This window comes from Rhodoferax sp., assembly GCF_018063565.1.
In the GTDB taxonomy this organism is placed as follows: domain Bacteria; phylum Pseudomonadota; class Gammaproteobacteria; order Burkholderiales; family Burkholderiaceae_C; genus Rhodoferax.
In genome coordinates, this window is sequence record NZ_JAGPBB010000005.1 from 1 (window position 1) to 20999 (window position 20999).

Sequence of the window (20999 nt, forward strand, 5' to 3'; positions counted from 1 at the left end):
TGCCAGCAATGGTGAATGACTTGGCTCGCAAGAGTAAACGTTAGCTACCGGGAGCGGTAGTTCAGTTGGTTAGAATACCGGCCTGTCACGCCGGGGGTCGCGGGTTCGAGTCCCGTCCGCTCCGCCAGTCATAAAGCCTTGTAATTCAGTGAGTTACAAGGCTTTTTCATTTCCAGGGTGTGGTCATCGCCACGCACTTCAGGAGGCACCCGTGTTTGTGCATGAGCGGCTTGGTACTTGGCGGTGAGTGATTCTGTACCTGCAAGCAAGGCGCTCGCCGCGTTTGATCAGATGCTCGCTGCCACGCCCGGCTTTCGCGCGCGCGCCGGGCAACGCGACATGGCCGAGCGCATTGTCACCGCGCTGCAGGGCGTGAGTCTTGGTGAGCACGCCCAACCGGAGCGCGCCATCGCCGTCATTCAGGCAGGCACCGGGGTTGGCAAGTCGGCAGCGTATCTGTCGACCTTGGTTGCAATGGCGCTGGAGCGCAAGACCCGGGTGCTCGTTTCGACCGCAACCGTCGCCCTGCAGGAGCAATTGCTGCAAAAAGACCTGCCTGCGCTGGCCGCCGTGCTGGATACCCCCTTTGTATTCGCCCTGGCCAAGGGACGTGGCCGCTATGTCTGCAAACTCAAGCTTGAACGCCTGGTCGGCAGCGGCATGGAGGCGGATGACATCTTCGAGGCAGACGACTTGCCCGCGCCAGCCACGGCCGATCTGCGGCAAGCTCGGGTGCCAGGCCAGCAAGACCCACAGGCGCGCCGCCTGCGACTCTATGAAACCCTGGCACGCTTGCTCGCTGCGGAGCAATGGGACGGCGATCGTGACAGTCTGGCCGACTCACCGGAGCCCGGCGATTGGTCGACCCTGGCGGCTGAGCGGCACAGCTGCACGGTACGCCACTGTCCGCGTTTTCGCGATTGCAGCTACTACCAGGCGCGTACCCAGTTGGCCCAGGCGCAGGTGATTGTGGCCAACCACGATCTGGTGCTGGCGTCGCTGGGTCGCAACGCCTTGCCTGATCTGGACAAATGCCTTTTGGTGTTTGACGAAGGCCATCACCTGCCTGCCGTCGCGCTGGACCAGTTCTCCGCCGCCATGGACTTGAGCAACCTGCGCTGGCTCGACCGTTTGCCACGCAGCCTGATCGAGGTGGCCGAAAAAATGGGATACGTGTTGACTCAGGATGTCACAACCTTGGCGCAGCAACTCCACGCCGCGCTGGGCAACGCCGCACGCATTGGCATGGACCTGCTACGTCAAATCTCGCCAAGTTACGACTTGGTGCATCGATTTGGTGACGGTAGGTTGCCCGACGTGCTGGTTGACCCCATGACCTTGATCCAGGGGCACGCGCAGGCGTTGTCAGAAACTCTGGAGGCGCTGGGTACTGAGATCAAGACCCGTGCCAAGGAAGACCCTGGTCAGGCCGCCCGCCTGGCCTTGCTGTACGCCAAACTGGGGCCGTTGGCGCCTCGGCTCGGCAGCATTGTGCGTACCAGTGTCATGTTTTTGACCCATGAGTCACAGCCCTTGGCCAAGTGGCTGCGCTCAGACACCAGTAGCGGATTGGTGAGTTTGAGCGCGCACGCCTGTCCCATCGTGCCCGGTGACTTGTTGCGCCAGCACTTGTGGGGTGAGGTGAGGGGGGTGGTGATCACCTCGGCGACCCTGAGCAGTTGTGGCAACTTTGACTTCTTTCTCGAAGAATCCGGTCTGCGTGACATGCCCTGTGTGAGCACACTGGCGGTTGAAAGCCCGTTTGACTATGCCACGCAGGGTCAGTTGGTGGTTGCCGAGACGGCGGCGGATCCGCGCCATGTCGAGGCGTTCACGCGTGAGATGGTGGCCATGCTGTTGCAGGATTTGTCGACTGTGCGAAGAGGTGCACTGGTGTTGTTCACCTCACGCGTACAGATGAAGGCGGCCGTGGATGCGCTCGGCCCCGATCTGCTGCCGCTGGTGTTGGTGCAGGGACAAATGTCGCGCCATCGCTTGATGTCCAGTCATCAGGCCCGGGTGGAGTCTGGCCAAGCGTCAATCATCTTTGGCATGCAGTCGTTTGGCGAAGGCATGGACCTGCCGGGGGCATTGTGCGAGACCGTGCTGATCACCAAGCTACCGTTTGCCTCGCCGAGTGACCCGGTGGAGGAGGCGCGTGCCGAATGGCTCAAGCGGCAGGGGCGCAATCCGTTTGACGAGTTGGTGGTGCCTGCCACCGGTATCCGGCTGTTGCAGTGGACTGGCCGTGCCATCCGCACCGAAGACGACCAGGCCCGTGTGCTGTGTTACGACAAGCGCCTGTTGGGCACCGGCTACGGCAGGCGGATGCTGCAAGGCCTGCCAGCGTATGCGGTTTTTCGGCGGCTTCGCAGCGGGACTGTGCCGGTGCCGGGATTACAGTGATGGCCAGTCAGTGAAGGAGTGGTGTTTTGGGTAATCTGTTGTCGACGGTATTGGGTTTTGTGGTGCGCCTTGGTTTGCTGCTGGCCGGGCTGGTGTTTTTTGCCAGTCTGCTGATGGCCGCTTTGCTGGTGTTGTTGGTGTGGCTGCTGCGCGCCTTGTGGGCCACGTTGACCGGACGGCCGATCAGTCCCTGGACGTTCCAGATCAACCGGCAGGCGGCCTGGGAGCGTTTTTACCGCCGTGGCGCATCCGGCACGCATGGTTCGGCGTCGGGGGCTTCGGCGGATGTGGTGGATGCAACGGTGCGTGATGTCAACGAAGTCACCGATGTTGAGCCCAAACGCATCACCAGAAAGCTATAGTAGCGATAGCTACTATCGATCATTTATCATGGGCTGGAAAGTGTTTTGGTTGTTTCTTAACGCAACCGGCGTCACCCCGGCCTTGCCTGGTGGCAACAGGTATTTGAGCGCCAGTTTGTAAGTGTCGAGGTCAAACGCCAGCACCGCTGGGCGGCTTTGCAGCGTTTCTTGCAGCGCTTCATCGCTCTGCGCGGTGCCCAGATGGCACCATTGGTCGAACACATGAACTTCACTGCGCTGCGTGCGCGGGTTGTGTTCCCGCAGACCCACCGGTCCGGCAAAAGGCCAGGCCCGCAGTTTGTCGGCCACCAGCGCCATCTGTAGCCTCAGGTGGTGGCGCTCGGGGGCTTCTTCACCACAGCACACGCCCTTGCATTGTCCAATCTGATGCGCAAAGCAGCGCCCCTTGCCCGATTCGAGCCCGAGCGCCTGCAGACACAGGCCGTGCTGCTGAGCCAACTCGCGTAGCTGCGTCAGCGCATGATTCTTGGAGCGGTACGGGCCGTACAGGTTGCCAAACTGCGTCGGGTCGAGCGTGCCAGCCTGCAACAGCGTGAGCAGTGGGCGGCTCTGGGGATTGGCATCCAACCGCCAGGCGCTCAGGCTGCTGGCGCGGCGCAGTTGCCGGTTGTGGATCGGTTGGTGCTGTTTGACCAGACGCGCTTCGAGCAGCAGGGCACCGAGTTCGCCTGCGGTCTCGATCCATTCGACGCGGCGAATCTCCTGCGCAATGCGCATCTCACGCGATTCGCGGCCTGCCGCCTGAAAGTGCGACATCACCCGACTGCGCAGCTTGACGCTTTTGCCGACATACAGCGGGATGGGACCCTCGCCGTAAAACAGGTAAACCCCGGGCGACTCGGGGATGTCGGTGATCGGCGTTTCGAGCTGCGGCGGCAATGCGGCGCTGCCTTGCAGCAGTGTCTGGGCATGGGCTCGCAGCAGGTCGATGCCAAACGCCTCGGTCACCTGTGCCAGCCACTGCTGCATCACCAACACATCCCCCATCGCGCGGTGCCTTGACTCGGTTGCGATGCCGTGTCGCTGCATGATGGCGTCGAGCCCATGGCCTTTGACCTGTGGGTAGAGCAGGCGTGACAGGCGCACCGTGCACAGGGTCTTGACGCGCAGCGTCACATCCACGCGGGCGAATTCGTGTTGCAGAAAACCATGGTCAAAACGCACGTTGTGCGCCACCAGCACTGCACCGTCGAGCAGCTGCAGCAGGTGTTGCCCGACCTCGTCAAAGGTGGGCGCGGCAGCCACCATGGCGTTGCGGATGCCGGTGAGTTGCTCGATGAAATAGGGAATGCGCACCTCCGGGTTGACCAGCGTGCTCCAGCGTGCCACTTCCATGCCGCCCTCCACGCGCACCGCCGCAATCTCGGTGATACGGTCATGCAGCGCGTTGCCGCCGGTGGTTTCCAGGTCAAGCAGCACGTAACAGGGTAGCATGGTGATACAAAAACAAGAGCTGTCAGCGCTTATGATTTATGGGCTGGATGCCTAAAACACTAACAAAACAGCAGCGCCAGCCAGGCCGGATCGTCCAGCACGTTGTTGAGCAAAAATGTGCCAGCGCGGTAAAACCACAGTACCAACTGGGTCTGGAGTTCAGGGGATATCAAAGACATGAATCGAAAACTGGCCTTTTGCGCGGTCGGCAAAGTAGCGTTTGAGGGTCTCGCCGACCGTGCGAAAAGCAATCTCGTCCCACGGAACTTCAGCTTCGGTAAACAGCCGGGCTTCCTGGGTCTCGTGGCCGGGGTCAAACTGGTCGCTCAGCAGCCGGGCGCGGTAAAACAAATGCACCTGGCCCACGCGGGCGATGTTGACCAGTGAGAAAAACTCACCCATTTCGAACTGTGCACCCGCCTCCTCAAGGGTTTCGCGCGCCGCGCCCTCTGCAACGGTTTCGTGCAACTCCATAAAACCTGCCGGCAGCGTCCATTTACCCAGGCGCGGCTCGATATTGCGTTTGCACAACAGCACACGCTCACCAAGCACCGGAATGGTGCCCACCACATTCAACGGGTTTTCGTAATGCACCGTCTGACAGCTGGGGCACACCCCGCGCTCTTTGGTGTCGCCATCGTCAGGGATGCGGTACACCACGGCGGCGCCGCAGTTGCGGCAGTGTTTGGCAGGGGGGCGTTGCATGCAGCCAGTGTAAATTGAAACCGCCCCCGCTCAGGTCACGCGCAGGGCAATCCCGCTCAGGCCACTGATGCTGCCCTGCAACAGGTCATCTGGCACCACCGCCCCCACACCGGCGGGTGTACCGGTGTAAATCAGGTCGCCGGGCTGCAGCGTCCAGGCCCTGGACAGCTCGGCAATGGTCTCGGCCACGTTCCAGATCAAACGGCTGATCTGGCTGCGCTGGCGTACAACGCCATTGACTTGCAATTCAATATCCGCCTGGTGAATGCCAGGCACCTGGTCTGCAGGCGTGATGGGGCCAATCGGTGCGGAAGAATCGAACCCCTTGCCGATGCACCAGGGGCGGCCCTGCTTTTTCATGTCGTTCTGCAGGTCACGCCGGGTCATGTCCAGACCCACGGCGTAGCCAAAGACATGCGCCAGCGCGGCCTCAACCGCGATGTCTTTTCCACCCACGCCGATGGCCGCTACCAGCTCGATCTCATGATGCAGATTGTGGGTCAGGCTGGGGTAGGGCAGCGCCACGGTTTGGCCAGCGGGCACAGGCAGCACCGCATCAGCAGGTTTCATGAAAAAAAATGGCGGCTCGCGGCCGCTGTGGCCCATCTCCTGCGCGTGCTCTTCATAGTTGCGGCCCACGCAATAGATGCGGTGCACCGGAAACTGCGCCCCGCTGCCCAGAATGGGCACCGAGGCCAGCGGTGCAGGGGCAAAACAATAGTCCATGCTAGCCTCTCAATGCATCGGATTTGTCGACCAGATCAAAATGTTGCACCACTGGCGCGCTTGCAAAGTACGGGCCGACAATGGCGCGCCACTCCGTGAATGCGGGGGATTCACGAAAACCCACGGTGTGGTCCTCCAGTGTGGTCCAGAAAATCTGCAAGATGTAGCGCTGGGGGTTCTCGATACAGCGGTTGACCTTGAAGCCTTCAAAGCCCTTGGCATGCGCAATAACGGTGCGCACGCCGCGTGTGATGGCTTCTTCAAAAGCGGCGTTCTGGCCGGGGTGGATGGCAAAGTCGGCAAGTTCAAGAATCATGGGTTTCTTTCGCAAATTGAGTTGAGGCATTGGCAGTGGTTCAGTCGACATCGGCCAGTTGTGCCTGTAGCCGGGCGCTGGCTGGTGCGTAGTCGCCGATGTGCTGGTGCGTCCACTCGGCATCAAAATACGACTGGAGGTAGCGTTCGCCCGCATCACAGAGCAGCGACACGATCGAGCCACGCTCGCCCTTGGCGCGCATTTCGCAGGCCAGTTCAAGCATGCCGACGAAGTTGGTGCCGGTAGAGGGGCCGACCTTGCGACCCAGCAGCGTCGTCAAATAATGCATCGCGGCCACCGAATCGACGTCGGCCACGTCAATCATGCGGTCCACCAGCGTGCGGATAAAGCTGGGCTCGACGCGCGGTCGGCCAATGCCCTCGATGCGCGAGCCCGGACCGGTCACCGACGCATCGCCACTGCGGTGGTACGCGCCAAACACCGAGCCCACCGGGTCGGCCACACATAACTCGGTGGCGTGGCGCTGGTAACGCACATAGCGCCCGATGGTGGCGCTGGTGCCGCCGGTGCCTGCGCCCACCACGACCCAGCGCGGCACGGCAAAACGCTCGCGCGCCATCTGCGTGAACATACTTTGCGCGATGTTGTTGCTGGAGCGCCAGTCGGTGGCACGCTCGGCATAGGTGAACTGGTCCATGTAGTGACCGCCTGTCTGTGCTGCCAGCGCGCGCGCCTCGTCATAAACGGCGGTCGGGTTGTCCACGAGATGGCAGCGCCCCCCATAAAATTCGATTTGGGCGATCTTCTCGCATGAGGTCTCGCGCGGCATCACGGCGATGAAGGGCAGACCCAGCAGGCGGGCAAAGTAGGCTTCGCTCACGGCCGTGGAGCCGCTGCTGGATTCAACCACGGTCGAGCCCTCATGCAACCAGCCATTGCACAGGCCATACAAAAACAGCGAGCGCGCCAGCCGGTGTTTCAGGCTGCCGGTAGGATGGGTGGACTCGTCTTTAAGGTACAGATCAATGCCGTGGCGGGCAAAACCAGGCAGGGGCAGGGCGATCAGGTGGGTGTCGGCGCTGCGCTGATAGTCGGCTTCGATGGTGGCAATCGCCGTGTGCAGCCAGTTCATAAAAGTCCATTCAAGATAGCAATCATCACAATACCGGTATGCGCTTGAGCCTGAAACAGCCCTTACTTCAGGCTGCCCGAGAGGAATTGCGCCAGTCGCTCACTCTTGGGTGCAGACAACACGGCTGCCGGGTTGCCTTCTTCTTCGATCAGGCCCTTGTGCAAAAAGATCAGATGGTTGGAGACCTCGCGGGCAAAACCCATCTCATGCGTCACCACCACCATGGTGCGACCCTCCAGGGCCAGGTTTTTCATCACTTTGAGCACTTCAGACACCAGTTCGGGGTCGAGCGCGCTGGTGGGTTCGTCAAACAGCATCACCTCGGGTTCCATCGCCAGCGCGCGGGCAATCGCCACCCGTTGCTGCTGGCCGCCGCTCAGATGCGCCGGGTAAGCGTCTTCCTTGCCCTCCAGCCCGACCTTGGCGAGGTACTTGCGGGCAATCTCGATGGCCTGGTCGCGTGGCACCTTCATCACATGCACGGGTGCTTCGATGATGTTTTGCAGCACCGTCATGTGCGCCCACAGGTTGAAATGCTGGAACACCATGGCCAGTTTGGTGCGCAGACGCGCCAGCTGTTTCGGGTTGGCCGCATGCAATTCGCCGTTCGCCCCTGGGCTCAAGTGCAACTCTTCGTCGGCAACGTGGATGCGGCCCTGGTGTGGCTTTTCGAGCAGGTTGATGCAGCGCAGGAAAGTGCTTTTGCCCGAGCCAGAGCTGCCAATGATGCTGATCACATCGCCGGCGTGGGCTGTGAGTGACACGCCTTTGAGCACCTCATTGGTGCCAAAGCGCTTGTGGATGTTTTCGACCTGAAGCTTGAGCGAGGTGGTGGGGGTCATGGTGTGCGTCCGGTTGCGGTGCTCAGGCACCCAAAAGCGGGCCGGTGCGGTAGGCCTGCGCACCAGCGATCTTGCCCAATTCGCCACCCGCGGTGATGTAGCGGTCACGGATGCGGGCATAAAACAGGCCGTCCACACCCGCCAGCACCCGCTCGACGGTGTTGTCGATCGGGTTGACGATCTCGACCACGAGGTCGCCTTTTTTCAACACCTGCCCCGGCTCAGCAGCAAATACCACGATGCCCGGGCTGTGGGCGTGCAAGGTTTCGGACCCGGCCAGCGGTGTGGCAGCGCAGCTTGGCGCGGGTACGGCCGGGGCGGATTCGCACGCCAGCATGCCGATGAATTGCAGCCAGTGCTCAATGGCGCTGGCGTCGGTCTGCGCCAGCGCGTGCGAAACCTCAAGTTCGCCACGCAGCTCGATGGTGGTGCTGCAACAGGCTTGTGGCAGCGGCACGTTGCGCCCAGCGGACTGCAGCCGCTCGGCCAGCTGCCACCAGGCGCAGGACAAACACTCGTCAAACGGTAAATTGCCGGAGTTGCGGGCCAGCAAAATGGTCTGGCTGTGCAGAAAATACGCCAGCGGTTCCAGTTGTGGCCAGCATGGCTCTTCGGTGTAGAAATGCAGCACGCCTTCGCAGTCGCAATGCAGGTCAAGCACCAGATCGGCATCAAACGACAGCAACAACAAGCGCTTGCGCAGGCTTTGCAATTCGGTGTCAGGCTGCCACTGGTCCAGAAACGTGCGCATGGCCTGGCGCACCTGCTGCACATTGCTGGTAGCATCGCCGCCCAGGCTGTCTTTGACCAGAGGGAACACCCCCGCCGCCAGATCAGGGTAATGGCGGTTGAAGTTTTCGGAGGTATCCTGCTCGAAACGGCCCATGGGTTTGTGGTCCAGCCGCTGCGCCAGGCCAATCGGGTTGGCGACCGGCACCAGCACGATTTCACCGCTGATCTGCCCGGCCGCATCGGCGGCTTCGAGGCGCTGGCGCAGATGGTGTGCCACCAGCATCCCGGGCAACTCTTCGGCGTGCAGGCTGGCCTGGATGTAGACCTTGCGCCCGACACCCGGCGTGCCATAGTGAAAACTGCTGACGGTTTTGCGGCTGCCCAGACTGGGGCTGAGTAAGGGGTGGTCAATGCGCTGCATGGCGGTGAAGTGCGTTCAATGCTTCTGCGGTGCCAGATAGGCCAACAGTCGCTTTTCAGAAAATCGGAAGAAACCAATCAGGCAGAACGATGCCGTGAGGTAAATCGCCGCTGCGGCCAAATACGCTTCAAAGGGCAGGTAATAGGTGGCGTAAATGCGGCTCGCCGCCGAGGTGATGTCGAGCATGTTGGGCACCGCGCTGGCCAGACTGGTGCTGTGCAGCATCATCACCACCTCGTTGCTGTACGCCGGCAGGGTCCGGCGCATCGCGCTGGGTAGCACCACACGCCACATGGTTTGCACCCGGCTCATGCCGTAGGCGTGCGCGGCTTCAATCTCGCCAGCGCTGGTTTCACGAATGGCGCCAGCCAGCATTTCGGCGGTGTAGCCCGCGGTATTGAGGGTGAACGCCAGAAAGGCGCAGAAGAACGGCTCTTTGAAATAGGTCCAGGGCCAGACATCGTTCCAGCGCGCCTGAATCCACTCGAGTTGGCCCAAACCGTAATAAATCAGATAGACCTGAATCAGCAGCGGTGTGCCGCGAATCACAAAGGTATAGGCGCCAACCAGCCAACGCAAGGGCGCCCATGGGCCGGTGAGCAGCAGGGCAAAAATCAGCGCCAGCACGCCACCCGCCGCCAGAGAGGCGGCCAGCAGCCAGACGGTGATGACGATGCCGTTGCCAAACAGCGCCAGGTTGTCGGGCTCAAAGATGACGGCCCAATCCATTTACAGTTGCCCCCGTTTGGTGCCCAGGCTGTAACGGGCATTGACTTTCTTCAGCACCCACAGCGACACCGAGGTATAGACCAGAAACAGCGCGCCGGTGAACAGAAAAAAGGCAAACGGCGAACGCGTCGCGGCGCTGGCCTGTTTGGCCAGATACGTCATCTCTTGCAGCCCAATCAGGCTGACCAGCGCGGTGGCTTTGATCAGCACCAGCCAGTTGTTGGTAAAGCCGGGCAGGGCGTAGCGCACCATTTGCGGCAACGTGATGCGCAAAAAGGTCTGAAAGCGGCCCATGCCAAATGCCCACGCGGCTTCCATCTGGCCTTTGGGGATGCTCAGGATCGCACCCCGGAAGGTTTCGGTCATGTACGCGCCGTAGATAAAGCCGATGGTCAAGACACCGGCCGCAAAGGGCTCGATGTCGATCGTGGCCTCACTGCCCATCTTTTCAAGCAGCGTGTTGATGCCAATCGTGCCACCATAGAAAACCAGAAGCATCAGCACCAGATCCGGAATACCCCGGATGATGGTGGTGTAAAACGTGGCCAGAGCGACCAGTACCGGCCGCCCCGAGAGTTTGGCCGCGGCACCGGCCAGGCCAAACAGAATCGAAACCACCAGCGCCGCCAGCGACACCCCCACCGTCAGCAGGGAGCCCTGCAAGATGACCACAAAATACGATTGCATGGCTCAGCAGGTGGGGGCGCGGTCGGCGACTTGGGCTTATTTGCCGTAGATGTCGATGTTGTACTGGGCAAAGTACTTGTCGGCAATGGTCTTGTACTTGCCGTTGGCACGAATCGCCTTGATGGCCCCGTTGAGCTCACCCTTGAGCGCGGCCTGGCCCTTGCGCAAGGCAATGCCGGCTCCCACGCCAAAGTATTTGGGGATGTAGAGCGGGTCACCGGCAAACTGGTAGGCATCGCCACCCGGCTTGGTCAGAAAACCACCCGTCACTTCCATGGTGTCAGCCACGGTACCGTCCAGGCGACCGGCCTTGATATCGAGGTAAACCTGGTCTTGCGCATCGTAAGACACCACTTCAACACCTTTGGTCTTGAGCTCGCCCAGGGCGTATTTCTCTTGTGTACTGGCTTTCAGAACACCGATTTTCTTGCCCTTGATGGAGTCAATGCCGCTGAACTTGATGTCTTTCTTCAAGACGATCTTGCTTGGCGTGTTGTAGTACTTGTCGGTGAAATCAACTTGCTTGAGGCGTTCTTCGGTGATGGACATCGAGCTGATGATCACATCGTACTTCTTGGCCATCAGGCCCGGGATCATGCCGTCCCAGGCTTGCTCAACAAACACGCACTTGCGTTTGATCTGTTCGCACAACGCGCTGGCGATGTCGACGTCAAAGCCTGTGGGCTTGCCGTCGGAGGTTTTGAAGGTAAACGGCTCGTAAGTGGCGTCGATGGCGACCTTGAGGTCTTTGCCCTGGGCAAAGGCACTGGCGCACAGGGCGCTGATGGCAGCAACAAGCAGGAGTTTCTTCATAAGCAACTTTCTAGAGGTGCCGGGCCATGCCCGGCGGGTTTAAGAAAAGATTCAAACTTTGATTCTACGATCAGGGATCCCTGCGCCCGGGGCTGGTTTACACCAAGTGCAAACAAGTCATGCAATGTTTATGCCCGGTGCAAGCAGGGATTGTGCCGCGCTACCAATCTTCCCTGACTGCCAGCACCGCATGCTGGCCGGCGGCGTTGCGCCCGGCCAGCCAGGCCGTCAGCGTGCCCGCCAGCACCACCGCCAGGCCCAGCAGCAGCAGGCGCGGCCACGGCAGCATCAGGTCCATGGTCCAGTGAAAGCTCTGCGGATTGACCACGTGCACCAGCACTACCGCCACCACCAGACCAAGTCCAAGTCCGGCGATGGCACCCAGCGTTGTCCAGGCCGCCCCTTCCAGGGTCACCATGCCCAGAATCTGTCGGCGCGTCAGACCCAGGTGTGCCAGCAGGCCAAACTCCTTGCGTCTTGACAACACCTGTGCACTGAAACTTGCGGCGATGCCAAACAGGCCAATCCCAATCGCCACCGCCTGCAACCAATAGGTCACTGCAAAGCTGCGATCAAACATGCGCAGTGAGATGGCACGAATCTGCGCTGTCGTGCCAAATTCCAGCAGTCCACCCGTGCCGGTGACGGGGTCTACGCCACGCGCCGCCTCGGGGCCGGCCAGCGCCAGCAAAGCCTGTTGCACGCCAGCGGCGGATTGGCCATCGTGCAGCCACAACGACAGCTCGTTGCTGCGCCGATCACCCGTGAGGGCTTCAAAAGCAGCGCGGTCGATCACAATGGCTCCGTTCTGCCGGGCGTAGTCACGCCATACGGCTGCTACAAAAAATGTAACTGGTTGCGCATGTCCTGATTGGGCTAGGGGCATGAAAGATCGCGAAAGAAGGGGAAATGCCTGACCCGGCTTGGCGCCGTGCAGGTCCACCACCGCTTCACTGACGTAGACACCCGTCATGCCCTCGGGTACGGCCAGCGCCGGCTGCAGCAGTGGCAGACTGCGCGCTGGGTCGCCGAGTTCGCGCGCCAGCAGCGACACGGCGGCTTGACCCGGCTGCATCCACAACGGCAACATGCGCTGAGTCTGGAGTTTCTTGACACCGGGCAAACGTGCCGCTGCCTCGACAAATGCCGGGCTGAAATAGACCGTGTCAGTAGCGGCGAGGTTGCCCGCGCTACGGACGTACAGGTCGGCTGGCAACATCAGATCGAGCCAGTGGGTCACCGAATCGCGAAAACTCGCCACCATCACGGTTAGGGCGACCGCCAGGCTTAACGATGCCACCACGCCGCTGACGGCGACCGCCGCAGTATCGCGCTGGCGTCGGGCCCGCTCCAGTGCCAGCAGCGGAACCGTCTGGCGCGACAGGCGCGGCGTCAGCCAGCCAAGCAGGAGGCCAATCAACCAGGGCAGACCGGTGATACCGCCCAGCAACAGCAGCGCGATCGCCACATAGGCCGCCAGCGCAATACCCCAAACGGCGGGTGCACCGGTCAACGCCAGCCCCAGTGCGATGCAAAGCAGACTGATCCAGTGGCCGGATTGCGCTGTGCCCAGATGCCCCAGCCCCTTGAGGGTTTGCGCGGGTGGCAGCCCTTGGGCAAAGCGGGCTGGCCACCAGCCCCCGGTCAGTGCGGCCAGCACACCCAGACCGCCATACAGCAGCGCTGCCCAGATGCTGAACCGCAGCGCGGGGGCAGCACCCGAAAAGAAACCGCCGCCCAAGTCGCCGCCCAGCAGTTGCAGTGCCAGTGCCGCCAGCAGTGTGCCCAGCGCCAAACCGGCCACACTGCCGACCACGCCCAAAATCAGCGACTCCCATAACACCAATGCCATGCGCGCGCGCGCACCCAGCCCCAGCACGCCGAGCAGGGCAAACTGTTGCGCGCGTTTGGCCACACTCAGGGACAACACCGAAAACACCAGAAAGGCACCGGTAAAAAGGGCAATCAGGGCCAGCACGGTGAGGTTGACCCGGTAGGCGCGTGACAGATTTTCGATAGGCGAGCGGTTGTCCTGTGGCACTGCCACTCGGACCTGGCCAGGCCAATCGGGTGCCGAGCGCAGCTGCCTGGCAAAGTCCTCCCGATCAACGCCGGAGTGCAGTCGCAGGTCGATGCGGCTCAACTGTCCCTGCTTGCCAAACAAGTCCTGCGCTGCACCGATGTCCATCACGGCCAGGGCAGTACCGCTGGCCATGACCTGACCTGCCACCTGCACCGGCAACCATTGCAGGCCACTTTGCAGTTGAATCGATGTGGCGGGACCGATCAGTGCCCGCGCGGCTGCGTTCAGAAAGACCTGCCCTGGTGAAAAAAGCGACCAGCGTTGCCTCGGGGCTGTTGTGTCGGTCGGGTCGGGTCTGGGCAGCAGATCGGGCGACACCGCCGCCACGTTGAGCGCATCCACCCCCAACACCCGCAGGCTGCGCTTACCTTGTGGCGTCAGCAGGTAGCTGCCGATTTCCAGCACCGGCGATGCCACTGCCACCTCAGGTGGCAGCGCCACGCGCGCCAGCAGCTTCTCATCCAGAGTGCCTTGCAGGGCGCGTACTTCGAGATCACTTTGTCCAGCGACCGAACGCGCTGCGTGGGCAAATTCATCCAGTGCCGAGGTATTGATCAAATGCACAGAGAACGCCAGCGCCACACCCAGCATGACAGCCAGTGTGACCGCGGCGTTTCGCCACGGGTGCTGACGCAGCTCCTGCCATGAGAAAGTTCTGAGCAGGTCGAACATGGGCGTCGGCGCTACCGGGTGGTCGCCGAATCAGTCGTCGCGGTCGGCGGGCTGCCACAGCACCCGGTTGCGCCCCTGGCCTTTGGCGACATACAACTGGTGGTCGGCCTGGGCAAACAGCGCGGCGTCGACCTCGGGCTGCTTGGGTGTGCAGGTGGCTCCGCCCAGACTGACGGTCAGCCACGGGCCGATATTGGATTCCGGGTAGGGGATCTTCTGCAGCTCGACTTCCTGGCGGATCTTTTCGGCGATCTGCAATGCGTTGTCAGCGTCGATTTCCGGAAGAATCACCACAAACTCCTCGCCACCGTACCGTGCCGCAAAATCTGCTGGTCGTTTGAGTGCACCGCGGATCGCCGTGGCCACCCGTTTGAGCACCATGTCGCCGGCCGCATGCCCGTAGGTGTCGTTGAAGGTCTTGAAATGGTCCACGTCCACCACCACCAGCGAAAGCGGGCTGGTACTGCGCATACAGCGGCGCCATTCCCGCTCATACACCTCGGTGAAACGTCTGCGGTTGGGTATTTCGGTGAGGCTGTCAATCATCGCCAGTTGTTCCAGCAGGCGGCGCTGATGCACCGATTGCAGGTGGTTGTGTACCCGGACCCGGACGATCGGAGGATGAAAGGGTTTGGTGATGTAGTCCACCGCACCCAACTGCAATCCACGCTCTTCGTCCGCCACCGAGTCCAGTGCCGACACGATGATGACCGGAATATGGCGGGTGCTGTCCGTTGATTTCAGCACACGCATCACTTCCAGACCATCCATACCCGGCATCAGCACATCCAACAGAATCAGGTCAGGGTTGCGCTCGCGCGCCATCTTCAGCGCCTGGGCACCATTTTTCGCCAGGACGATCTGGTACTCGTCCTGCAGCAGTTCGGTCAGCAAGACACGGTTGTGTTTCTCGTCATCAACAATCAGTAAGGTGAATCCAGTATTCATGGCTCAGCGATTAGAGATAGTGGCGCGAATTCTCGCAAGGACAACCAATGCCTGTTGATACTCGACATCATCGACCAGGTCACACAGCAGCAGCAGTTCATCTTGCAGCCTGGGGTCAATCAGACTGGTCCTGAGTTCCAGTGCCAGTCTGCCAGCGGCAGCATCATCATGCTGTAACAGCGATTCCAGGCGTTCTATCAAGGCCATTTGTACCTCAAAAGAGGTGGTTTCAGCGATGACTTTGGTGCGGGTCGAAGCCAATTGGTCGCGCGCCAGCGTGCTTAAACCGGACAACACACGCCTGAGAGCAATGACAAAGATCGCCAGCGCGTCATCGTTGCGTTGCGCTTGCTCGTAACTGTCTTCGAGTGTTTTGGCGCATTGCGACAACTCCATCGCACCGATGGTGGCCGCGGCCGACTTCATCGAGTGGGCCAGACGTCGGGCCAGGGCGAAATCGGCCGCGGCCAGCGCCACACCGATGTCATCGGCCGTGCTGCCGAATTCACGCTGAAATCCCGACAGGATTTGCAGGTACAGGGCCGGGCGATGCATGTGGTTGCGCAGTCCTCGCGTGGTATCGATGCCATCCATGGGGGCAATGGGCATGCCACTGTCCGCATCGTCGGAGGGGGTGGGTTCGGCAACCGCGGCCCCGGCGCTCGGACGCGGCTTGATCCAGCGCAACAGTGCCTCAAAGAACGCGTGTGAATCGATCGGTTTGGTCAGGTGATCATTCATGCCTGATGCCAGACTGCGCTCCCGGTCCGTGCTCATGGCATGTGCGGTCATGGCGACGATGGGAAGCTCTGCCTGCCCGGGCAGTGCTCGAATGGCCCGGGTTGCGGCCAGACCATCCAGAACCGGCATCTGGATATCCATCAACACCAGGTCATAGGTATTTTGTGCAACTTTCTGCACCGCCTCCTGACCGTTGACGGCAATGTCGGCGCTGAGGCCGGCCTGACCCAAAAATGCCAACGCGACCATGCGATTGATTTCGATATCGTCCACCAGCAGGATGCGTGCGTGTTGAATGCTTCGAAAATCATATTGATGTTCACGCTTTTGGTCGCGGTTCTGCTGATGGGCACGCGCCAGGGGTGCCCCCATCAGCGCCTCCAGCATGGCATCGTGCAAAGAAGACTCACTGACCGGTTTGGACAACACCCGGTCCAGTCCGGCGCTGGCGAGGCGGTCCGCAATTTTCTGATGACTACCCGCCGTCACCATCAGCACCGCAGGCACGCCGCCCAGGGCCGCCGCGCTCTGGTGCAGCAGATGTGCCGTCTGCAGGCCATCCATGTCAGGCATCAGCCAATCCAGCAGCACCAGCTGAAACGGGTCCCCGGCGCTTGCCGCCGACTGCAGCAGCTCCAGCCCTTGGGCCCCGCCGCAGGCCGTTTCAGCGCGCATGCCAAAGTGGGTCAGCATTTGTCGCAAGATTTCCCGTGCACTGAAGTTGTCGTCGATCACCAGCACATGTTTGCCGGCAAGATGGTGGGAGTAGGACGGCACGCGCTGCGGATCTTTGGCGACCGCGAACTGTGCGGTGAAATGGAAACGGCTGCCCTGGCCCTCCGCACTGTCGACCGAAATGTGGCCTCCCATCAGCTCTGTGAGCTGTCGACAGATCGCCAGGCCCAGCCCGCTGCCACCAAAACGTCGGGTGATGCTGCCATCGACCTGGGTGAAGGGCGTGAACAACTCAACTTGCTGGTCTGGGGCAATGCCCATGCCGGTGTCCGTGACGCTGAAGGTCAGCATGACCGGTTCATCTGCGGCGACGGGCCGGGCCTGACCATCCTGCCGCGTGACCCGCACCACCACTTCGCCGGACTCGGTGAACTTGACCGCGTTGTTGCTTAGATTGGTCAAGACCTGGCCCAGGCGCAACGGGTCACCGATCAATTGACGCGGCACCGCGTCGTCCATGTGAATGAGCAGTTCCAGGCCTTTTTCCTGGGCGCGCACTGCGACCAGATTGGCCACGTTGTGCATCACCTGATTGAGGTCAAAGGGGATGGTTTCCAGATTGAGTTTGCCCGCCTCAATGCGGGAGTAGTCCAGTACATCGTTGATGATGCCAAGCAGCGCATCGGAGGAGGCCAGTACTTTCTCCTGGTAATCGCGCTGCTGGGCGTCAAGACGCGTTTTCAGAAGCAGTTTGCCCAGACCGATGACGGCGTTCATGGGCGTACGGATCTCGTGGCTCATGCGTGCCAGAAAATCTGATTTTGCATGGTTGGCGTGGTTGGCGGCTTCGATGGCCAGGGTCAGTTCCTGGGTGCGTTGCTTGACCAGTTCTTCCAGGTTGTGACGGTATTGCGCCAGTTCGGCATCGCGTGCCTGCAGTGCGTCGATCATCTGGTTAAAACCCTGACCCAGTCGTCCGACTTCGTCTTTGCTGCGGGTTTGAAACCGCTCGGTCAAACTTGCGTCTTTCGATACCCGGGTCATCAGCAGGCTGAGTTCTTCCAGCGGCGCCGACAGATGCCGCACCAGGCGCCCCGATAGCCAAAGTGACAAGCCCAGTGCCAGCAGCAGCGCCAGCGCACTTTCCAACGCGGTGCGCCATAGCGCTGCGCGCATGACGTCCAGCGAAGCGGTCAACTCGATACGAGCCTCATCCGCTTCACCACCCGGGACATCGGACCACACTGTCATGACGCCCTGGTCAACATCAACCCGACCGGGGCTGTAGGGCACGACCTTATAGAAGGGCTGGCTCTTGCTGCTTTGGTACTCGGCAAATATCTGGCCATTCTTGATGCGCAAGCGCGCGCGCAGGATCGACGGATTGCTCTTGACCGCGCTGAGCAGACGATTGGCTTCGGCTCGATCTGAAAAACTCACCGCAGCCTGGCTGTTGATGGCGATCATGCGCGCCTGTGCCGTCAACGACTCCGTCCACTCGTTCTGGATCAAGCGCTGCTGTTGAAAAACGCCAAGCGAAAACACCAGTATCACGGCCAGCAGAAGCGAAGCACTTGCCAGCAACACCAGCTTGCTGCGGATGCTGTCTGGGTGCAACCAGCGCTCTAGCAGGGTTCGGCTCATGGTTCCACGACCTTGGCCAGGCGCAACAACTGCGCGTTGAATTCAATGTTCTTCTGTCGCGCAGACTGGCGGTTGATCAAAATCGCCACGGGCGAACCTGCCGTGCCCAAGGACAGTTCAACCATGCCACCTGCTTTGGCGAAGCCACTGATTTCTGACACGGTGACCACCGGCAGTGTGGCCAGGTGACGCAGGATGGCGCCGATCTGCGCGCTCTCGCTCTGGGTGATGAAGACGAAGTTGCATCGGCCAGCATCGGTCACCGCCGCAAGTTTGCTAAAGCGCACCGCCCGACCATCGATCGGTGTTTGCGCCAGTGTTTCAAACGCCGGCTGAAAGTTGCCACCGCCCAGCAGGCACAGTTGCAGGGGTTGCTCGCGACTATCGTCAGGCTGATAGACAAACTGGGGCAACTTGAAGAAAAGCGCCGACTTGAGCGCCGACTCGGAGACCGCAGCGTTCTGCGCTGAGATCAACGGCGCAAAAAATGCCACCGTCAGCAAAACCCAGACTGCTTTCATGGCTGGCGCTCAGAAGCTGTATTCAAAGCTCATCATCCAGCTGCGTGGCTGCTGCGGCATGTCGAAAAAGGTCCGGCTGCCGGCACCATGTGCGGCATAGTAGCGTTTGTCAAACAGGTTGTAGACGTCCAGCCACAGCGTCACATTGGCGCCGAGCAGGTGATGCCAGCCGACGTGCAGGTTGGTCAGGGTGTAGCCGGGTGTCAGCAGTCGATCTGGCGGATTGTTCCGGTTTTTTTTGCGCCCGTTGGTGGTGTCTCCGATATGCAGGATCTGTGGCGAGATACTGAGCTTGTCCAGATAGCGCAAGGTCAGACCGAGCTTTTGCTTTTGACCGGCGACAAAAGGCAGGTCCCATTGAACGCCATCACCCTCATCAATGCTGCCACCGATCCAGCTGGCGCTGGCCCACAAGTCACCGGACCAGGCGCGGCTGAGGCGAAACTGGTAGCTGGCCGCGATGTCAAGACCGGTCTGCGTCTGCTGTCCGGCGTTGCCTTTGCTTTCGGGGCTGATCAACAGGGCACCTGGAATGGCGTTGACGTTGCTGGAGGGCAAAGTCACGATCAGGTTGCGGATCTGACTGCGGTACAGGTTGCTCACCAGATTGAGGTCAGCGCTGGGTCGCCAGTCCCAGGTCAGACTCAGGGTTTTGGACTTCTCGGGTTCCAGCGCCAGATTGGGCACGCGAAAACCGGTTCCCTGGTAGCGCCCGTCCGCGGTTTTGCTGCCGTCAAATGAGCCGAAGGAGCTCAGGCTTTCCTCGGGTGAAGGTGCGCGAAAGGCATGCGCATACAGGGCCTTAAGCACATGCTTATCGCTGGCACGCCAGACCGCACCCAATCGCGGGTTGACCGAACTGCCATAGGCGGAATGCCGGTCCATGCGCACACCAATCATGCTGGACCAGTCACGGTGCCAATCGGACTGAAGCTGCGTGTACAAGGAGGCATTGGTGTGCGACGCTTCGCTCACCATGAGGGGTAAATTGGTGTTGCGGTACACCATGTCCTGTTCACTGGCGCTGCGACTGGTGTCGTAGGAGCTTGGCAGCGTGTGCCCTTCGATCGCGGCAAACTTCTGCAGCCCGACACCGGCCTGCAGGCGATGCTGCGGATGCAACCGCCAGCTCAGGTTCTGCTCGAACGACAGGCGTTCCCCGCGGACGTACTCGTGCCCGTCGATGAAATTGGTATAGATGTTGACGTACTTGGAGGCCGGGTCGACCGTCTGCAACGAGTAATCAAGCACGGTTTCGAGTTCAATGCTGCTTGAAAGGTGGGTCTGGTACCTGGCGTACACCGTGTCGGTCTGTGTGATCCAGGGTGCTTCATTCAGGTACAGAGCGGTCTCAGGTTTGTCTCCGGTGCTGGTCAGGCTGCGAAAAACATTGTGGTAATAACCAAAATCCAGATGGCGACCGGTATCCAGGTGGGCGTAAACGCTTTGGCTTTTGATGGCGCCAACATAGTCTTCCCGCAATGCTGCCGGGACAACGACGCTGCCACCGAAGGTTTTGGCATCTTTCTTGGCAAATTCCTTGGCGTAGGCGTTCTGCAAATCGGCCCGGTCAGATTGCTGCCAGTGTCCGCCCACGCGCAAAGCAAAGCCGTCTTCGGCTTGCATGGCGGTCATGAAAGAGGTTTCGCGGCTGCCAAAATTGCCGGCACTGACGGCCAGGGTGCTGCCCGCCTTGCCGCTGCCGTGCTGCGTGATGATATTGATCACGCCGGCCACAGCATCGGCCCCGTACAGTGCAGCGGCCGGACCAAACAACACCTCAACTTGTTTGGTTGCATACAGCGAAAAGTTCTCCGCCACCGGAAAATTTCCGCCCGCCGGATTGCCGACGCGGATGCCGTCCATCATGACCAGCAGCTTGTTGGGACCGACGTGCCCCTGCACGCTGAAGTTATTGAAGGCTGATGACTTGGTACCGCGCATGAAGTCAACGCCAGGCAAGTCTTCCAGCAGATCGGCAAGATTGCGGTAACGGCGTTCGCGGATCTGCTCACGTGTGATGACCAGAATGTGGGACGGCGTTTGATCGCGCGTTTCAAGCTGGCGCGAGGCGGTCACGACCGGCAGGTTGATCAGTTCGGTCAGCGACAGCGGCATGATGCGCGCCAGATCGGACTCGACCGAAGTCGCGGCAATGGCCGAACCCGCCAACAGTAGACCCGACAGCATTGCGGGGTTTGCCCAATGTTTGTTCTTGTGCATAACGGTCGCCTCGCGCGCAGTTTGCGCTCCATGTATCCAATCGCCAACGGTTTAGCGCATCGTATCAGACCCGACTGCCTGACATATGTCATCTGATTGGCGATCGGGATGTTGTTGTCACACGCCATTTCCCCGCATAATCACCGCCGCACCCGCAGGCAGGTTGGTGGATGGGCATACAAACTGCGGGGTGGGTCTCCTGAAT

17 protein-coding genes and 1 tRNA gene are annotated in these 20999 nt (G+C 60.8%); 3 read left to right on the top strand and 15 right to left on the bottom strand.

The genetic code is table 11. From position 1 onward, the window contains the following. Positions 1 to 50 precede the first annotated feature (50 nt). The 3 genes from KBF66_RS02195 to KBF66_RS02205 all read left to right on the top strand — a co-directional run bounded on the left by KBF66_RS02195 (position 51) and on the right by KBF66_RS02205 (position 2768). A tRNA-Asp gene (locus KBF66_RS02195) sits at positions 51 to 127 on the top strand. Between the two features lie 116 nt (positions 128 to 243). After that, entirely contained in the window at positions 244 to 2406 is a 2163-nt protein-coding gene (dinG, locus tag KBF66_RS02200; protein ID WP_296651496.1) for an ATP-dependent DNA helicase DinG, read from the top strand. A gap of 26 nt (positions 2407 to 2432) precedes the next feature. Beyond that, positions 2433 to 2768 carry a hypothetical protein gene (locus tag KBF66_RS02205; RefSeq protein ID WP_296651500.1) on the top strand — a complete coding sequence of 112 codons (336 nt, stop codon included), beginning with the start codon at positions 2433 to 2435 and terminating at the stop codon, positions 2766 to 2768. Between the two features lie 12 nt (positions 2769 to 2780). Here KBF66_RS02205 and KBF66_RS02210 read toward each other — a convergent pair whose 3' ends face one another. The 15 genes from KBF66_RS02210 to KBF66_RS02280 all read right to left on the bottom strand — a co-directional run bounded on the left by KBF66_RS02210 (position 2781) and on the right by KBF66_RS02280 (position 20761). After that, entirely contained in the window at positions 2781 to 4223 is a 1443-nt protein-coding gene (locus KBF66_RS02210) for an exonuclease domain-containing protein (RefSeq protein WP_296651502.1), read from the bottom strand. Between the two features lie 159 nt (positions 4224 to 4382). Beyond that, positions 4383 to 4928 carry an NUDIX hydrolase gene (locus KBF66_RS02215; protein WP_296651506.1) on the bottom strand — a complete coding sequence of 182 codons (546 nt, stop codon included), beginning with the start codon at positions 4926 to 4928 and terminating at the stop codon, positions 4383 to 4385. Between the two features lie 30 nt (positions 4929 to 4958). Continuing rightward, positions 4959 to 5654 (bottom strand): fumarylacetoacetate hydrolase family protein, encoded by a 696-nt coding sequence (locus KBF66_RS02220; RefSeq protein WP_296651510.1) that lies wholly within the window; start codon positions 5652 to 5654, stop codon positions 4959 to 4961. Position 5655: 1 nt separating this feature from the next. Then, positions 5656 to 5970 (bottom strand): antibiotic biosynthesis monooxygenase, encoded by a 315-nt coding sequence (locus tag KBF66_RS02225; protein WP_296651513.1) that lies wholly within the window; start codon positions 5968 to 5970, stop codon positions 5656 to 5658. Between the two features lie 40 nt (positions 5971 to 6010). After that, positions 6011 to 7063, bottom strand: a complete 1053-nt coding sequence (locus KBF66_RS02230; protein ID WP_296651517.1) for a PLP-dependent cysteine synthase family protein — start codon at positions 7061 to 7063, stop codon at positions 6011 to 6013. Between the two features lie 62 nt (positions 7064 to 7125). After that, positions 7126 to 7905 carry an ATP-binding cassette domain-containing protein gene (locus KBF66_RS02235; RefSeq protein WP_296651522.1) on the bottom strand — a complete coding sequence of 260 codons (780 nt, stop codon included), beginning with the start codon at positions 7903 to 7905 and terminating at the stop codon, positions 7126 to 7128. Between the two features lie 22 nt (positions 7906 to 7927). Further along, a complete protein-coding gene (locus KBF66_RS02240) occupies positions 7928 to 9058 on the bottom strand; it encodes a succinylglutamate desuccinylase/aspartoacylase family protein (protein ID WP_296651527.1) in 1131 nt (376 codons plus the stop codon). 15 nt (positions 9059 to 9073) lie between these two features. Next, a complete protein-coding gene (locus tag KBF66_RS02245) occupies positions 9074 to 9787 on the bottom strand; it encodes an ABC transporter permease subunit (protein WP_296651530.1) in 714 nt (237 codons plus the stop codon). Continuing rightward, a complete protein-coding gene (locus tag KBF66_RS02250; RefSeq protein WP_296651533.1) occupies positions 9788 to 10474 on the bottom strand; it encodes an ABC transporter permease in 687 nt (228 codons plus the stop codon). A 36-nt stretch (positions 10475 to 10510) separates the two neighbouring features. Further along, entirely contained in the window at positions 10511 to 11287 is a 777-nt protein-coding gene (locus KBF66_RS02255; protein ID WP_296651536.1) for a transporter substrate-binding domain-containing protein, read from the bottom strand. Positions 11288 to 11447: 160 nt separating this feature from the next. After that, positions 11448 to 14042, bottom strand: coding sequence for an FtsX-like permease family protein (locus KBF66_RS02260; RefSeq protein ID WP_296651539.1), 2595 nt, complete (start codon positions 14040 to 14042; stop codon positions 11448 to 11450). Between the two features lie 30 nt (positions 14043 to 14072). Then, entirely contained in the window at positions 14073 to 14990 is a 918-nt protein-coding gene (locus KBF66_RS02265) for a diguanylate cyclase (RefSeq protein ID WP_296651542.1), read from the bottom strand. Between the two features lie 3 nt (positions 14991 to 14993). Then, positions 14994 to 18050: a response regulator gene (locus tag KBF66_RS02270; protein ID WP_296651545.1), complete on the bottom strand. Its 3057-nt coding sequence runs from the start codon at positions 18048 to 18050 to the stop codon at positions 14994 to 14996. After that, entirely contained in the window at positions 18047 to 18571 is a 525-nt protein-coding gene (locus KBF66_RS02275) for a YfiR family protein (protein ID WP_296651550.1), read from the bottom strand. Before KBF66_RS02275 ends, KBF66_RS02270 begins: the two co-directional genes overlap by 4 nt. Before the next feature lie 9 nt (positions 18572 to 18580). Further along, complete coding sequence (locus KBF66_RS02280; RefSeq protein WP_296651553.1) at positions 18581 to 20761, bottom strand: TonB-dependent receptor; 2181 nt, start codon at positions 20759 to 20761, stop codon at positions 18581 to 18583. Between the last annotated feature and the right edge of the window lie 238 nt (positions 20762 to 20999).

Excerpts from the sequence above, each read along its gene's own strand:
- KBF66_RS02210 (WP_296651502.1), bottom strand. The coding sequence starts at position 4,223 with ATGCTACCCTGTTACGTGCTGCTTGACCTGGAAACCACCGGCGGCAAC.
- KBF66_RS02215 (WP_296651506.1), bottom strand. The coding sequence starts at position 4,928 with ATGCAACGCCCCCCTGCCAAACACTGCCGCAACTGCGGCGCCGCCGTG.
- KBF66_RS02220 (WP_296651510.1), bottom strand. The coding sequence starts at position 5,654 with ATGGACTATTGTTTTGCCCCTGCACCGCTGGCCTCGGTGCCCATTCTG.
- KBF66_RS02225 (WP_296651513.1), bottom strand. The coding sequence starts at position 5,970 with ATGATTCTTGAACTTGCCGACTTTGCCATCCACCCCGGCCAGAACGCC.
- KBF66_RS02230 (WP_296651517.1), bottom strand. The coding sequence starts at position 7,063 with ATGAACTGGCTGCACACGGCGATTGCCACCATCGAAGCCGACTATCAG.
- KBF66_RS02235 (WP_296651522.1), bottom strand. The coding sequence starts at position 7,905 with ATGACCCCCACCACCTCGCTCAAGCTTCAGGTCGAAAACATCCACAAG.
- KBF66_RS02240 (WP_296651527.1), bottom strand. The coding sequence starts at position 9,058 with ATGCAGCGCATTGACCACCCCTTACTCAGCCCCAGTCTGGGCAGCCGC.
- KBF66_RS02245 (WP_296651530.1), bottom strand. The coding sequence starts at position 9,787 with ATGGATTGGGCCGTCATCTTTGAGCCCGACAACCTGGCGCTGTTTGGC.
- KBF66_RS02250 (WP_296651533.1), bottom strand. The coding sequence starts at position 10,474 with ATGCAATCGTATTTTGTGGTCATCTTGCAGGGCTCCCTGCTGACGGTG.
- KBF66_RS02255 (WP_296651536.1), bottom strand. The coding sequence starts at position 11,287 with ATGAAGAAACTCCTGCTTGTTGCTGCCATCAGCGCCCTGTGCGCCAGT.
- KBF66_RS02260 (WP_296651539.1), bottom strand. The coding sequence starts at position 14,042 with ATGTTCGACCTGCTCAGAACTTTCTCATGGCAGGAGCTGCGTCAGCAC.
- KBF66_RS02265 (WP_296651542.1), bottom strand. The coding sequence starts at position 14,990 with ATGAATACTGGATTCACCTTACTGATTGTTGATGACGAGAAACACAAC.
- KBF66_RS02270 (WP_296651545.1), bottom strand. The coding sequence starts at position 18,050 with ATGAGCCGAACCCTGCTAGAGCGCTGGTTGCACCCAGACAGCATCCGC.
- KBF66_RS02275 (WP_296651550.1), bottom strand. The coding sequence starts at position 18,571 with ATGAAAGCAGTCTGGGTTTTGCTGACGGTGGCATTTTTTGCGCCGTTG.
- KBF66_RS02280 (WP_296651553.1), bottom strand. The coding sequence starts at position 20,761 with ATGCTGTCGGGTCTACTGTTGGCGGGTTCGGCCATTGCCGCGACTTCG.